Raw genomic sequence first — 14,570 nt, forward strand, 5'->3', positions numbered from 1 at the left:
ACTCCGCCCCCCCCTCTTGGCGGGGGTGTGCGCCCCCCCCCCCGCCCCCGCGCCCCCCCCCCCCCCGCCGCCCCGCCCCCCCCCCGCCCCCCCCCCCCAGAGGGGGGTGTGCCGAAGCGCTTGCATCGAGGATTGGCCTTAGCCCTATCCATGTTCGTTTCGACTTGCTCCCCCGCCGACGCCGATCCCCTGCCCGCCGGCTTCGTCCGCTTGGCCGATGTCGATCCCTCGATCCGCCAGGACATCCGCTATGCCGGCCTGGAAAATTTCCTGCATCGCAAGGCCGATGGCTACGACGCCCCAATCTGCATCCTCACGAAGCAAGCTGCGCAAGCGCTGTCCGGTGTGCAGAAAGCGCTCGCCGCCGATGGCCTGACGCTGGTCGTCTTCGACTGCTACCGCCCGGCCCGCGCCGTTGCCGACATGGGCAAATGGACCAGAGAGGGCGGCCCGCCCGATCCGCAATGGTACCCTCAGGTGCAGCGCGGCGACCTCATCGCCAAGGGCTATATCGGCGAATTGTCAACCCATTCGCGCGGCTCGACCGTCGATGTAGCCATCGCCCGCAGCGACGGCAAGAACAAGTCATCCGCCGCTTGCGGCGCGGCCGGCGCCGCCACGCTCGGTTTCGGCACCAGCTTCGACTGTTTCGACCCGGCAAGCGAAACCGCCCATCGCCCATTGGCGGCAGAAGCGGCGGCAAACCGCAAAAGGCTGCTCGACGCCATGCGCGCCGGCGGCTTCAAGAATTATGCGCGCGAGTGGTGGCACTACACGCTTCGGGATGAGCCGTATCCAAAGCTGCGCTTCGATTTTCCCATCACTGCGGGCTGAACCGCCCGGTGCTACACCGAGCCTTCCCTCGCTCGGCCTTGCTTCTGCGCTGTCAGCTCCTAGATAGCGTCAAACCGGCCGGATTCGGGTTAGACCAATATGAGGAAAATATTTCCTTCCGAAACCCAATATCGGCGAAAATTTCCTTCGGGGGGACAAAAAATGCAACGTTGAATGCATCTAATTTCTATCAATTCGATAGAGTTCAGCCGTCATCAACGGAGGCGGAAATGACCAAACCTCATTTCAAGAAACTGCTCGGCGCACTGGTCGCCACATCGATCCAGTTCGGCACGCTCGGTTTCGCGTTTGCCGATACGACCATTCTGAACGTGTCCTACGACCCGACACGCGAACTCTACAAGGCCTATGACGAAGCCTTCGTCGCACACTGGAAGGCCGAGACCGGCGAGACGGTCACCATCCAGCAATCGCATGGCGGCTCCGGCGCCCAGGCCCGCGCCGTGATCGACGGCCTCGATGCCGATGTGGTCACGCTGGCGCTCGAAGGCGACATCAACGCCATCGTCACCAAGTCGAAGAAGATCAACCCGGACTGGCGCAAGAAGTTCGAGAACAATTCGGCGCCTTACACCTCGACCATCATCTTCCTGGTCCGCAAGGGCAACCCGAAGGGCATCCACGACTGGAGCGATCTGGTCAAGGACGGTGTCCAGGTGATCACGCCGAACCCGAAGACGTCGGGTGGCGCCCGCTGGAACTACCTTGCCGCCTGGGCCTATGCCAACGCCAATGATGGCGGCGACGAGGCCAAGAACAAGGAATTCGTCGGCAAGCTCTACGCCAATGCTCCGGTGCTCGACACCGGTGCGCGCGGCTCGACGGTCACCTTCGCGCAAAAGGGCATCGGCGACGTGCTGATCGGCTGGGAAAACGACGCCTATCTGGCGCTCAATGAATTCGGAGCCGACAATTTCGAGATCGTCTATCCCCCGACCTCGATCCTGGCCGAGCCGCCGGTGGCGATCGTCGACGCCAATGTCGATGCCAAGGGCACCCGCAAGGTCGCCGAAGCCTATCTCGGCTGGCTCTATTCCAAGGAAGCCCAGACGATCATCGCCAAGAACCACTATCGTCCGGCCAAGCCCGAGCTGGTGGATGCGGCTGACATTCCGAAGACGCCCGAAATCAAGCTGATCTCCATCGACGATCCGCTTTTTGGCGGCTGGAAGAAGGCACAGCCTTATCATTTCGGCGATGGTGGTATATTCGACCAGATCTACAAGCCGGCCCAGTAGGATTTAGATCAGGACGACATGACCATAGCACCCGCCAAGGCGGGGTGGCGATTCAGACAGCCGAGTGTCATTCCGGGTTTCGGATTGACGCTCGGCTTCTCGCTTGCCTACCTCACGCTCATCATCCTCATCCCCCTGTCGGGCCTGATCTGGCGCTCGGCAGCCCTCGGCTGGACCGATTTCTGGGCGATCGCCACCGACCGCCGGACCATCAACGCACTCGAAATCAGCTTCGGCACAGCCTTCATCGCAGCCGCCGTCAACGTCGTCTTCGGCACGCTCGTCGCCTGGGTGCTGGTGCGCTACCGCTTCCCCGGCCGCCGCGTCGTCGACGCCATGGTCGACCTGCCCTTCGCGCTGCCGACCGCGGTCGCGGGCATTGCGCTGACCACTCTTTATGCGCCCAATGGCTGGATCGGCCATCTCCTGGCGCCGCTCGGCATCAAGGTCGCGTACACGCCGCTCGGCATTGTCGTGGCGCTTGTCTTCATCGGCCTGCCGTTTGTCGTGCGCACGGTGCAGCCGATCATGGAGGAGATCGACAAGGAAGTGGAGGAGGCCGCTGCGACGCTCGGCGCCAACCGCTTCCAGATCATCACCCGCATCCTGTTTCCCGGCCTGGCGCCGGCCATCATCACCGGCTTCTCACTCGCTTTCGCGCGCGGCGTCGGCGAATACGGCTCGGTCATCTTCATCGCCGGCAACCTTCCCTACAAGTCGGAGATCGCACCGCTTCTGATCGTCATCCGGCTCGAGGAGTACAATTATCCGGCGGCCACCGCGATCGCGGCGATCATGCTTTTGCTGTCGTTCGTGATGCTGCTGGTCATCAACCTGGCGCAGTCATGGAGTCGCAAGCGCTATGGCTGACCCCGAGATCAAATCCTACGAACCGCATCACGAGAGCCGGTCGGCGGCGGTGACCGAAAGCCGGCCGGTGCGGCTGCTGCTGATGGCGGTGGCCTTCGCCTTCCTCGCCATCTTCCTGCTGCTGCCGCTGATCATCGTCTTCCACGAGGCGCTGGCGAAAGGCATTGGCGCCTACACGGAATCGCTCTCCAATCCCGATACGCGCTCGGCGATCCGGCTGACGCTGCTGGTGGCGGTGATCGCCGTTCCGCTCAACGTCGTCTTCGGCATTTCGGCTGCCTGGGCGATCGCCAAGTTCGAGTTCAAGGGCAAGGCTTTTCTAACCACGCTGATCGACCTGCCCTTCTCGGTCTCGCCGGTCATTTCCGGCCTGGTCTATGTGCTTTTGTTTGGCGCTCAGGGACTGTTCGGTGAATGGCTGAAGGCGCACGGCATCCAGATCTTGTTCGCCGTGCCCGGCATCGTGCTCGCGACCATCTTCGTCACCTTCCCCTTCGTTGCCCGCGAACTGATCCCGCTGATGCAGGAACAGGGCAACGGCGACGAGGAAGCCGCGCTCTCTCTGGGCGCCAATGGCTGGCAGACCTTCTGGTACGTGACGCTGCCCAACGTCAAATGGGGATTGCTCTACGGCGTGCTTCTGTGCAACGCCCGCTCGATGGGCGAATTCGGCGCGGTCTCGGTCGTGTCGGGCCACATACGCGGGCTGACCAACACCATGCCGTTGCATGTCGAAATCCTCTACAACGAGTACAACGCCGTCGGCGCTTTTGCCGTCGCTTCGCTGCTTGCCGGCCTGGCGCTGGTCACGCTGGTCTTGAAAACACTTCTCGAGATGCGCTACGGCGCCGAGATCGCCGCGACGCGCGGGCATTAGATGCATGTCGCCCAAAAGTGTGAAGCGGTTTTGGGATAACGACATGCATCCACTAAAAAGGGACATTTGATGGAAGTTCGCGTTGCCAACGTACGCAAGGAGTTTGACCGGTTTCCCGCCCTCCATGACGTATCGCTTGACATCAAGTCGGGTGAGCTGATCGCGCTGCTTGGGCCATCCGGCTCCGGCAAGACGACGCTGCTGAGGCTTATCGCCGGCCTGGAGCGGCCGACGCGCGGAAAGATCTTCTTCGGCGACGAGGACGCCTCGCACCGCTCGATCCAGGAGCGCAATGTCGGCTTCGTCTTCCAGCACTATGCGCTCTTCCGGCACATGACGGTCGCCGACAATATCGGCTTCGGCCTCAAGGTGCGGCATGGACCGTCGCGACCACCGGCGGCCGAAATCCGCCGACGCGCCTCCGAACTGCTCGATCTCGTTCAGCTTTCCGGCCTGGAAAAGCGCTATCCGGCGCAACTTTCGGGTGGCCAGCGCCAGCGCGTGGCGCTCGCCCGGGCCATGGCCATCGAGCCCAAGGTGCTGTTGCTCGACGAGCCGTTCGGCGCGCTCGATGCGCAGGTGCGCCGGGAACTGCGCCGCTGGCTGCGCGAGATCCATGACCGTACCGGCCACACCACCGTCTTCGTCACCCACGACCAGGAAGAGGCGCTCGAGCTTGCCGACCGCGTCGTGGTGATGAGCCAGGGCCGCATCGAGCAGGTCGGCTCCGCCGACGAGATCTACGACACGCCGAACTCGCCCTTCGTCTACTCCTTCATCGGCGAATCGAGCATGCTGCCGGTCAAGGTTGAGAATGGCGAGATCTGGCTCGCCGACCGTCCGATCGGCGTGTCGGCGCCGCACGCACCCGAGGGCGATGCGACGCTGTACTTCCGCCCGCACGATATCGAACTGCTCGACGGCTGCAGCGGCTGCATCGCCGGCACGGTCGCCGCCAGCCGCCGCGTCGCCGGCACAAGACGCGTCGAACTGGAAATCGGCGGCGAGCGCCAGCGCGTCGAGATCGAACTGCCTGTGGACCATCCTGCGGCGCAGAAGAGCCGGGTGGCGTTCAGGCCGAGGCGCTGGAAGCTTTTCCCGGCGGCATAGACATCGATCCGGCGCTACTCCAGCCAGTTCTCGACCGTCAGGCCCTTGATCCGACGGAACTCAGCGGTGTTGGCCGTCACCAGAGTCGTCCCCAACACACAGGCATGGGCAGCAATGAAAAGATCATTGTGGCCGATTGGCTGGCCTCTGGCCTCCAGCTCGGCACGAAGTGCTCCGTATTCGTTATCCATCGGCACATCGAGCGGCAACACAGGAACCTCGGCGAGCAATTCCTCCACCTTGGCGAGCAGCTTGGCCGATCTCTTGCGGGCGCAGCCATAACGCAGCTCCGAGGCGACAACGATGCTGGTGCACAGGGCACCGTCTCCCGCGCGAACCGCCGCACTGGCAGCCTTGCCGGCAGGGTTTCGGATCATGTCGCTGAGAATGTTGGTGTCCAGCATGAACCGCATCAAAAGATATCCTCAGGCCCCACGGGCGCATCATGGATCTCGGGAAAGTCGTCTTCAGGACCAAGCGGCGGCTCTTTCGCCCATTGGGTGAGCAAGGCGGTGAGGCCTGGTTGACGGACCGGCTCGATGATCAGCCGGTTGCCATCGCGGCTGATCAGGACCTTCTCGCCAGGCAGCTCGAATTCGACAGGGATGCGAACCGCCTGACTGCGGTTGTTGCGAAACAACTTCGCCTCCCTGGGCGGTGGTATTGAGTGACGGTGCTGCGGCATGGCAGCCTCCCCTGTCTGTTCCACTTGTATATGCCATTTGTATATGCCACTCGGCCTCGAATTGCAAACCACAGAAAACCCCAACGCATCGGCATTTCGGCTGGAATGAAATTTCGCCGATAACCTGCTTCAGCGATTTCTTTTTCGCTGCAACGCCATACGTCTGCCCCGTGTGCCTCGCAGTACACCCTCCGGCCCGGCTATGTTCTGGCAACGCATTGCACATCGGAGCCTGTTTTCATGAAGCGATTTTTCCTCAGCGTCGCCACTGTCGCCGGCCTGATCCTCGCCTGTTCGCAGGCCTGGTCGGCCGACAAATTGCTCAACGCTTCCTATGATGTCGGCCGCGAATTGTTCGCCCAGGTGAACAAGGCTTTCGTCGCCGGCCATCCGGGCGTCACCGTCGACCAGTCGCACGCCGGCACCTCGGCGCAGGCGCGCGCCATTGCCGAAGGCCTCGGCGCCGATGTCGTCACCTTCAACCAGGTCACCGACATCGACTTTCTGGTCAAGAAAGGCCTTGTCTCCGCCGACTGGCAGAAGGATTTCCCCGACAACGCCTCGCCCTTCTATTCGCTCCCATCCTTTCTCGTCCGCGCGGGCAACCCCAAGCACATCAAGGACTGGAACGACCTCGTGAGCGACGACGTGCAGGTGATCTTCCCCAACCCCAAGACCTCGGGCAATGCGCGCTACACCTATCTGGCCGCAACCGCCTACGCCAAGGAAGCCTTCAAGGGCGACGACGCCAAGGTGAAGGAGTTCGTCACCAAGCTGTTCAACAACGTGCCGATCTTCGACACCGGCGGGCGCGCCGCCACCACCACCTTCGTGCAGCGCGAGATCGGCGACGTGCTGATCACCTTCGAGTCGGAAACGCGCGGCATCCGCAAGGAGTATGGCAACGACAAGTTCGAACAGGTCACGCCAACGGTCAGCCTGCTCGCCGAATTCCCGGTGGCGATCGTCGACAAGGTCGCCGACGAGCACGGCAGCCGTGACCTCGCCAAGACCTATCTCGACTTCCTCTACACGCCCGAGGGCCAGACCATCGCGGCTGAAAATGGCCTGCGCGCCCGCAACGCTGAAGTCGCGGCAAAATACAAGGCCGACTTCCCCGATGTCCGCCTGCTGACGGTGGAAGACGTCTTTGGCGGCTGGGACAAGGTACAGAAGGAGCACTTCGCCGCCGGCGGTCTGCTCGACCAGACCTATGGCAGCCGCTGATATCAGCAGCGTTCGACCTCACCTCACAAGAAAGCCGGCGCTTTGCCGGCTTTTTTGATTTCGCGCGCCGACAAACGGCTTTCAGGCGGAATCTGTCGCGATCGGCGAAAACGTTACAAAGAATCAACGCCTTTGTGCCTAACATCTCAACCGGGCGGCTTGTTCTACGCGAAACCGGGTTGTTCAGGCGAAACGTCATGATTTGCACACAAACAACCGCCAGATGCGGGTGGTTGGGGTTTTCATGAACTGAAGCGGGCATGCTTACCAAAAAAGGCAAATACGGCCTCAAGGCCCTCGTGCATCTTTCCGGCCTGCCGGTCGGCCAGCTTGCATTCGTCAACGACATCGCGATCGCCAACAACATCCCGAAGAAATTTCTGGATGCCATTCTGGGCGAGCTGCGCAATGCCGGCTTCGTCCTCAGCCGCAAGGGCAAGGAAGGCGGTTATCGCCTCGCCCGGCCGGCTTCCGAAATCAAGATCGGCCACGTCGTGCGCGTGCTGGACGGCCCGCTCGCTCCCATACCCTGCGCCAGCCGCACGCAATACCAGCGCTGCGAGGATTGCGACGAGGCGACCTGCCAGGTCCGGCACATGATGCTGGAAGTGCGCCAGGCGATCGCCGAAGTGCTGGACAATCGCAGCCTCGCCGCCATGCGCGACGCCGACAATGATGATTTTCCGGTCGAGCTGACATCGCAGATCTAAATTAGAGCATGGTCCCGAAAAGTGCGAACCGGTTTTCGGACAAGATCATGCTGAAATGAGAGTCCTCAGACCAGGCCGAGCTTGCCGGCCAGGCCGACGCGCTGGATTTTGCCGGTGGGACCCTTGGGTATCTCCTGGAGAAACAGGATGTGGCGCGGCACCTTGAACTCGACGATCCGGCTGCGCGCGAAATCACGAATCTGCTCGGCATCGGCGGTGGCGCCCTCGGCCAGCACGATGGCCGCACCCACCTCTTCGCCGAGCATGGCGTGCGGCACGGCGAAGGTCACCGCCTGCGCCACCAGCGGATGATCGAGCAGCACATTGTCGACCTCAAGCGGCGAGATCTTTTCGCCGCCGCGATTGATGATCTCCTTCAGCCGCCCGGTGATCTTCAGATCGCCATCCTCGTCGATGAGGCCCTGGTCGCCGGTGCGGAACCAGCCATCGCTGAAGGCAGCTTCATTGGCCACCGGATTGTCGAGATAGCCATCATGGATGTTGGCGCCGCGCACCGCGATCTCGCCCTTTTTACCCGCCGGCAGGATCGTCCCCTTGTCGTCCAGGATCGTCACCTGCGGACCCGCAGGCAGGCCGACCGAGCCTGGCTTGCGGCGTGCCGGCGGCAGGCCGTTGGATGTCATCTGGTGCGCCGCCTCGGTCATGCCATAGGCCTCGACCACCGGACAGCCGAAGACGCGCTCGAGGTCGCGGAACACGGTGTCGGGAAGCGCTGCCGAAGACGAGCGGATGAAGCGCAGCCGCGCAGCCGCGATGGTTTCGCCATTGCGGGCGGCGCGCGCCAGGATCGCCTGATGCATGGTCGGCACCGCGCTGTACCAGCTCGGCCGGAAATCGCCCAGCCAGCCGTAGAATTTGAGCGGGTTGAAGCCCGGCGTGCAGACAACAGCGCCGCCGACTGCCAGCTGTGCGCTGAGCGCCGCCATCAGCCCGTGAATGTGGAACAGCGGCATCACGTTGAGACACATATCGTTTGCCGACAGCGCCAGGGTGCTGGCGATGTTGGCCATCGATGCCTGCAGATTGCGCTGCCGCAAGCCGACGATCTTCGGTCGCGCCGTGGTTCCCGATGTGTGCAGGACAAGCGCGAAATCGTCGGGTCCGTTGAACTGCATATCGTCGAGGCGAGCCTCGCTGGCAGCCTCCACCTCGGCGTCGCCCGCCAGCAGAAACTCGCCGGCCTTGGCGCCGTCAGTCACGACGACGTCGAGCACCGCAATGCCGTGCCCCTTTGCGGCGTTGCGCGCGGCATCGCCCATGCCTTGTCCGCACAGCAGCAGCTTCACATCGAGATCGCCGAGATAGAAGCGGAATTCGTCTTCGCCGTAAGCCGGATTGAGCGGCGCCGCCGTCGCCAACGCCGAGACCGCTAGGAAACAGGCCGCCATTTCCGGGCCGTTGGGCAAGACGATGCCGACGGCCGTGCCGCGGGCAACGCCACGCCTGGCGAGATCGCCGCAGAGCTTGTCGACAAGATTGGCGAGGCCGGCAAAGCTCAGGGATGGCCGGTCCGGCGCCATCAGCGCCACCGCAGCCGGCCGCCAGGGCGCCAGTTGGGGAAGTGCTACCGATAGGGCCTGTTTCAAGTTCGAACCCTGAATGGCGTTCACCATGGCCTTGCCGGCGCCGATTGCGCGCCCGTGGCAGACGCAGTAAAGCGATTTCCGGACGCACGCAAGAACAGGTGGACACCGATCGGATGAGGCTGCCGTGGTTGGGAAAATCCCGGAAAGCCGACCGGACACCATCTTCCGCCGTCATTTATCATACGGAAATCATCGCCGACATCCTGGTGCCCGAACGCGCCGAGCATGTCCGCTTCTTCAGCCGCAAGCAGGTCCGCGCCGGCAAGTTGCGCACCTTCAACAACAGGGATCTCCGCGAGCTGCTGCTGGCCGCCTTCTACATCGGCGTCGCGGCATCGCTGCCGGTCAATTGGTGGGCCGCGATCTGCAGCCGCGTATCGGGGCTGCGCCTCAAGCGCCATATCCGCAAGGATTTCGTGCGCTACGCCGCCGCGACGCGCGCCGTGCTCGGCAATGGCATCGATGCGCAAAGGCAGTTCAGGGCCTTGCTCTGCGCCAACCACCGCCGGCGTTTGCTACTTGCCGCGCATCTCATCGGCCGCCGCTGGTCACCTGATATCCGGCTGGAGGGCCTGGAAGGCCTGCAAGCGGCGCTGAAGCGCGGCCACGGCGCTATCATCTGGTGCGATCAGTTCACGACCCAGACCATCATCGGCAAACGCGCTCTCCATGAAGCCGGCATCGAGACACACCAGCTCAGCGTCAGGGCTCACGGCATATCCGATTCGACCTTCGGCTTGCGCTTCCTGAACCCGCCGATGGTTCGGGTCGAGAACCGTTTCCTGAAAAGCCGGATCGTGTTCGACCGCAGCGACGCCTACCAGGTCACCGGCCGGATCCAGAAGATCCTTGGCAGCAACGGCGTGGTGTTGGTGACCAACACGGTGCATGCCGGCTCGACATTCACCGAAGTCGGCCTTGGCGAGAGCGGCTGGACCCACCTGGCTTCGGCGCCGACGAATTTCGCTGCCAGAGGCAAGGCGGCGCTGTTTTCCATGTCGACCTTCGAGACCGATCCGTTCCGCCAATACCGCGCCGTCCTAAGTCCCGAACTGGTGCCGGCCCCGGCAGAGGCCGGCGAGCGCGCGGCCAGAGCCGGCGCCAAGAACATGGCGCTGCAGGCCGAGTACATATTGCTCAAGCGCGACCGCTTGCTGGAGGCGCTGAAACTCTATCCCGAGCAAATGATGGTCTGGTCCGGCGCCGACCGGTTCACCGAACGGCCGGAAACCGCCTTGCCCGACGAGGGTGGTTCATGATTTTGCGCCGGCCAGCAGGCTGGCAACGGCGGTGACGATCTCAGCCACTGGAAGTGTGGCGTCGGCCGTCAGCGCCCGCTCGTCGGCGCCAGGCGGCTCAAGGATGGCGAACTGGCTTTCGACCAGGCTTGCCGGCATGAAATGGCCCTTGCGGTTGGCGACACGCTGCTTGGCGGTTGCGGGATCGATCTTCAGATAGATGAAATCGATATCCCGGCGGAAGCCACGCAGACGATCGCGGTAGCTGCGCTTCAGCGCCGAGCAGGCGGCAACCACGCTTTGGCCGCTGCCGGTCAGGTCGGCGATCCGCTCGCCGATGGCATCGAGCCAGCCCTCACGCAGTTGATCTGTGAGCGGCTCGCCGCTCGCCATGCGGGCGACGTTTTCGGGCGGGTGCAGCCTGTCGCCTTCGACAAAGACGGCCCCTTCCTCTGCTGCCAATGCCTTGCCGACAGCCGATTTTCCGCAGCCGGCGACGCCCATCACCACAATGGCCCGAGGCACTGAGCGGGTAGCGCCCATTGGCGCCTTTGCGGTCTTTTCGTCCACGGTCAGCGGCTTGCCGGCGCGCGGCCGTAGAGCAGGAGCATGGCAACGATGACCAGGCCATAGACGATCTGCCGCCCCGCCTCCGGCATCTGCATGACCGAAAGGATGGACTGCAGGAGCGTGATCAGGATGACACCGGCGACGGTGCCGAGATAGGAGCCGCGGCCACCCAGGATCGAGGTGCCGCCCAGAACCACGGCGGCGATCGACGGCAAGAGATAGGCATCGCCCATCGATTGCGCCGCCTTGGAGGCATAGCCGGCGAGAAGCACCCCGCCAAAGGCGGACAGCCCGCCTGAGATAGCGAAGGCGATCATCACCACGCGCCTTGTATCGATGCCGGAGAGATAGGCGGCACGCTCGCGGTTGCCGATGCCGTAGACGGTGCGGCCGAAGCTGGTGCGGGACAGCACGAACACCATCGCAGCGCCAATCAGCGCCCAGATGATGACGGCGTTAGGCACGCCAGGAATGGTAAAACCTGTCGCAAGATAGCGCATGGCGCCGGTGGCCGAATCCTGTGGCGAGTAGCCGCCGGTATAAACGACCATGAGCCCTTGCGCGACAGCGTTGGTGGCGAGCGTGATGATCATCGAGGGTATGCGCAGATAGGCGACGCCAAAGCCGTTGACGATGCCGATCAGCACCCCGCAGAAGATGCCGAACGGGATGGCCAGCGCCACACCGATCGGGCCATAGGCCGCAGCCGCACACGCCATCATCGCGCCCGCCGCCACCGCCCACGGCACCGACAGGTCGATCTGGCCTAGCAGGATGACCAGCATCATGCCTGTGGCGATGACGCCGAGGAACGAGGCCACCTTGAGCTGCTGCAAGAGATATTCAGGCGACAGAAAGCTCCTGGAATAGAGGCTGCCTAGGAACAGCAACAGCACGATGCAGGCGAAGGCCGTCAGCACCGCCGGATCGGCGCGGCGGATGAATTTCGGCATGCGGCCGGCTATGCCGCCCAACGTCGTTTCGCTCACAGGAACCACTCCAGCCGGTTGCGGACCCGAAACAGTGCGAAGGCGCCGAGGCTGACCGCAACCAGCAGGATAACGCCCTGGAACAGTGGCTGCCATAGCGGGTCGAAATCGAACACGAACAACAGGTCGCCGATGGTGCGGAAGGCCAAGGCGCCGAAGATGGCGCCGATGGCGCTGCCTTTGCCGCCGAACAGCGAGACGCCGCCCAGCACCACCGCGGCAATCGAAAACAGCGTATAGGCGTTGCCGCTGGCATAGGCTGCATCGCCGGTATAGGTGAAGAAGGTCAGGAACAGTCCGCCGATCGCGGCCAACAGGCCTGCGAGCGCGTAGGCAGCGAACTTGCCGCGCCTTATCGGCACACCGGACATGTAGGCCGCCGTCTCCGAGGACCCGGCCGCATAGGCCGCGCGCCCGAGCACCGAGCGGCTGAACGGCACCCAGACCACGAGCACGACGGCGAGCAGCACGACCAGGCTCGCCGGCACCACGCCGAACAGGCGTCCGGTCAGCGCGTCGGCGAGACCTTCGTTGACCGAACCACCGGGAAACGGCCTGAGCAGCAGCGCGATGCCGAAATAGACCGCACCCGTGGCGATCGTGGCGACGATCGGCTGCAGGCGGCCGTAGATGACGATGGCGCCGTTGATCGCCCCGCAAAGGAGCCCGGTGCCGAGCACGGCGATGACGCCGAAAGCGGTCTCGAGGCCGGTGCCGATGACCACCCAGGAGGCGAGGCAATTGGTCAGCGTGAAGATCATGCCGACGGAGAGGTCGATGCCGGCGGTGATCACGACCAGTGTCTGCGCCATGGCGACGAAGGCGAGCAGCACGCCCTTGTTGGACGCCGTCTGCACGACATTGGCGGTGAAGCCCGCCGGATGGTTCGAGGTGTAGATGACGAACATGACAATGAATATGCCGAGTGCCATCAGTGTTCCGCGCTGCTCGGCCAGCCAGTAGCGCCACTCTTTCACGCGTCCGCTCCCTGTCTTGCGCCGGCATCGTCCCTTGCGCCGGCGTCATCGCCCTGGATGTTGAGCGCGCTTGCAATGAGCGCCCGCTCGGTGATCTCGGCTCCGACCAGCTCGCGCTTGACCGCGCCGTCATAGAGCACCAGCACGCGGTCGCAGCAGCCGATCAGTTCGTCATAGTCGGTTGAATAGAACAGGATCGCCGCCCCCGCATCCGCCAGCTTGCGCATCAGTTGATAGAGTTCCTGCTTGGTGCCGACGTCGATGCCGCGCGTCGGATCGTTGAGCAGGATGATACGCGGCTGGCGCATCAGCCATTTGGCGATGACCACCTTCTGCTGGTTGCCCCCCGACAGCGCACCGACCGGAATGTCGAGGCCGGCCGTCTTGATCGCCAGCAGCCCGACCATGTCGTCGATCAGCCGCTGTTCGGCGGCGCGGTCGATGATGCCGGCCTTGGACAGCCGGTCTAGGGCGGCAAAGGACAGGTTCTCCCGCACCGTCATCGGCAGCATCAGGCCTTCGGTCTTGCGGTCCTCCGGGATCAGCGCCATGCCGATGCGGTCGTCGCGCGCCGCTTGGGGGCTGGCGATCGAAACAGGCTTGCCGTCGATAAGGATCTGGCCGCCGAGGCCGCGCAGCACACCGAAAAAGGCAAGCAGCAATTCGCGCTGGCCCTGGCCGTCCAGGCCGCCAAGGCCGACGACCTCGCCTGCCCCGACCGTCAGCGAGACATTGTCCAGCCGGTCCGTCCAGGACAGCTTGCGCGCCTCCAGCACGGGAACGGCGGCGGCTGCGGTGCGCGCGGGTTTCGGCGGGAAAATATGGCTGTATTCGCGCCCGATCATCAGTTCGACGACTTCGTTGTCGCTCTTTGTGCCTGCCTTGTAGCTGGCGACATTGCGGCCGTTGCGAAACACCGTGCAGTGGTCGGCAAGCTCGGCGATCTCGTTCATGCGGTGCGAAATGTAAAGCAGCGCCAGCCCTTCCGAGCGCAACCGCTTGAGCACGCTGAATATCCTGGCGACGTCCGTCGCGGTCAGCGCCGAGGTCGCCTCGTCGAGGATCAGGATGCGCGGCTTCCTGGCCAATGCCTTGGCAATCTCGACCATCTGTCTTCTTGAAAGCGGAAGATCCTTGACCAGCGCCAATGGATGGATGTCGGCCGCACCTGCGCGTGCCAGCGCATCCTCGGCAATGCGGCGCTGCGCCTTGCGGTCGATCATGCCGAAACGCTTCGGCGGATCGGAGATGACGATGTTGTCGGCAACGCTGAGTTCGGGAACCAGCGACAGCTCCTGGAAGATGCAGACGATGCCGGACTTGTTTGCAGCAGCAGGCGAAGCGAACGTCACCTCGCTGCCGTTCAGCATCATGCGGCCTTCGTCGGGCGCGACGACGCCCGCCATGACCTTGATCAGCGTCGATTTGCCGGCGCCGTTTTCGCCGAGAATGGCGTGGATGCTACCGGACGAGACCGAAAGCTCGGCCTTTTCCAGCGCCCGCACACCACCATAGCGCTTGGATATGCCTTCCATCCGGAAGAGCGGAACCGCACCGTCCATCGGCCCTCCCGAGGCAGTTTGACTTCAAGGGATATCGAGTGGCCGGCGCCGCGGA

General features: G+C 63.6%; 15 protein-coding genes. 8 read left to right on the plus strand and 7 right to left on the minus strand.

Translation table 11 applies throughout. The features are described from left to right. The first annotated feature begins 150 nt into the window (after positions 1–150). From NKJ80_RS15595 to NKJ80_RS15615, 5 genes are all read left to right on the plus strand, one after another. The gene (locus NKJ80_RS15595; RefSeq protein WP_352497879.1) at positions 151–834 is read left to right on the plus strand and encodes a M15 family metallopeptidase; all 684 of its coding nucleotides are present in this window, start codon (positions 151–153) and stop codon (positions 832–834) included. 230 nt (positions 835–1,064) lie between these two features. Continuing rightward, positions 1,065–2,093, plus strand: coding sequence for a sulfate ABC transporter substrate-binding protein (locus tag NKJ80_RS15600; RefSeq protein WP_023673082.1), 1,029 nt, complete (start codon positions 1,065–1,067; stop codon positions 2,091–2,093). Between the two features lie 18 nt (positions 2,094–2,111). Beyond that, positions 2,112–2,963 (plus strand): sulfate ABC transporter permease subunit CysT, encoded by an 852-nt coding sequence (gene cysT, locus NKJ80_RS15605; protein WP_023687973.1) that lies wholly within the window; start codon positions 2,112–2,114, stop codon positions 2,961–2,963. Next, complete coding sequence (cysW, locus tag NKJ80_RS15610) at positions 2,956–3,840, plus strand: sulfate ABC transporter permease subunit CysW (RefSeq protein ID WP_023690809.1); 885 nt, start codon at positions 2,956–2,958, stop codon at positions 3,838–3,840. The genes cysT and cysW overlap by 8 nt, the downstream gene beginning before the upstream one ends. Before the next feature lie 69 nt (positions 3,841–3,909). Continuing rightward, a complete protein-coding gene (locus NKJ80_RS15615; protein WP_023673079.1) occupies positions 3,910–4,950 on the plus strand; it encodes a sulfate/molybdate ABC transporter ATP-binding protein in 1,041 nt (346 codons plus the stop codon). A gap of 14 nt (positions 4,951–4,964) precedes the next feature. Here NKJ80_RS15615 and NKJ80_RS15620 read toward each other — a convergent pair whose 3' ends face one another. Together NKJ80_RS15620 and NKJ80_RS15625 are read right to left on the minus strand one after the other, a co-directional pair. Next, positions 4,965–5,363: a type II toxin-antitoxin system VapC family toxin gene (locus tag NKJ80_RS15620; RefSeq protein ID WP_023673078.1), complete on the minus strand. Its 399-nt coding sequence runs from the start codon at positions 5,361–5,363 to the stop codon at positions 4,965–4,967. Beyond that, on the minus strand, positions 5,363–5,635 hold the full coding sequence (locus NKJ80_RS15625; RefSeq protein WP_023699657.1) for an AbrB/MazE/SpoVT family DNA-binding domain-containing protein: 273 nt from the start codon (positions 5,633–5,635) through the stop codon (positions 5,363–5,365). Before NKJ80_RS15625 ends, NKJ80_RS15620 begins: the two co-directional genes overlap by 1 nt. Before the next feature lie 240 nt (positions 5,636–5,875). Between NKJ80_RS15625 and NKJ80_RS15630 the strand changes: the two genes are divergently transcribed. Next, positions 5,876–6,862 carry a sulfate ABC transporter substrate-binding protein gene (locus NKJ80_RS15630; RefSeq protein WP_352497880.1) on the plus strand — a complete coding sequence of 329 codons (987 nt, stop codon included), beginning with the start codon at positions 5,876–5,878 and terminating at the stop codon, positions 6,860–6,862. Between the two features lie 260 nt (positions 6,863–7,122). Beyond that, positions 7,123–7,572, plus strand: a complete 450-nt coding sequence (locus NKJ80_RS15635; RefSeq protein WP_023673075.1) for an RrF2 family transcriptional regulator — start codon at positions 7,123–7,125, stop codon at positions 7,570–7,572. Positions 7,573–7,637: 65 nt separating this feature from the next. Here the strand turns inward: NKJ80_RS15635 and NKJ80_RS15640 are convergent, their stop codons facing one another. Continuing rightward, positions 7,638–9,179 carry an acyl--CoA ligase gene (locus NKJ80_RS15640; protein WP_502902204.1) on the minus strand — a complete coding sequence of 514 codons (1,542 nt, stop codon included), beginning with the start codon at positions 9,177–9,179 and terminating at the stop codon, positions 7,638–7,640. A gap of 113 nt (positions 9,180–9,292) precedes the next feature. Between NKJ80_RS15640 and NKJ80_RS15645 the strand changes: the two genes are divergently transcribed. Beyond that, positions 9,293–10,438, plus strand: coding sequence for a hypothetical protein (locus NKJ80_RS15645; protein ID WP_352497882.1), 1,146 nt, complete (start codon positions 9,293–9,295; stop codon positions 10,436–10,438). Here the strand turns inward: NKJ80_RS15645 and NKJ80_RS15650 are convergent. The 4 genes from NKJ80_RS15650 to NKJ80_RS15665 are packed head-to-tail and all read right to left on the minus strand — an operon-like array spanning position 10,433 to position 14,515. Continuing rightward, the gene (locus NKJ80_RS15650) at positions 10,433–10,987 is read right to left on the minus strand and encodes a gluconokinase (protein WP_352497883.1); all 555 of its coding nucleotides are present in this window, start codon (positions 10,985–10,987) and stop codon (positions 10,433–10,435) included. The two genes, NKJ80_RS15645 and NKJ80_RS15650, sit on opposite strands and share 6 nt — an antisense overlap. Positions 10,988–10,989: 2 nt before the next feature. Continuing rightward, positions 10,990–11,976 (minus strand): ABC transporter permease, encoded by a 987-nt coding sequence (locus NKJ80_RS15655; RefSeq protein WP_023673071.1) that lies wholly within the window; start codon positions 11,974–11,976, stop codon positions 10,990–10,992. Continuing rightward, complete coding sequence (locus NKJ80_RS15660; RefSeq protein WP_023712083.1) at positions 11,973–12,953, minus strand: ABC transporter permease; 981 nt, start codon at positions 12,951–12,953, stop codon at positions 11,973–11,975. The genes NKJ80_RS15655 and NKJ80_RS15660 overlap by 4 nt, the downstream gene beginning before the upstream one ends. Continuing rightward, positions 12,950–14,515: a sugar ABC transporter ATP-binding protein gene (locus tag NKJ80_RS15665; protein ID WP_023712084.1), complete on the minus strand. Its 1,566-nt coding sequence runs from the start codon at positions 14,513–14,515 to the stop codon at positions 12,950–12,952. Before NKJ80_RS15665 ends, NKJ80_RS15660 begins: the two co-directional genes overlap by 4 nt. Positions 14,516–14,570: the final 55 nt, after the last annotated feature.

The organism is Mesorhizobium sp. M0030 (assembly GCF_040323695.1).
Classification (GTDB): Bacteria; Pseudomonadota; Alphaproteobacteria; order Rhizobiales; family Rhizobiaceae; genus Mesorhizobium.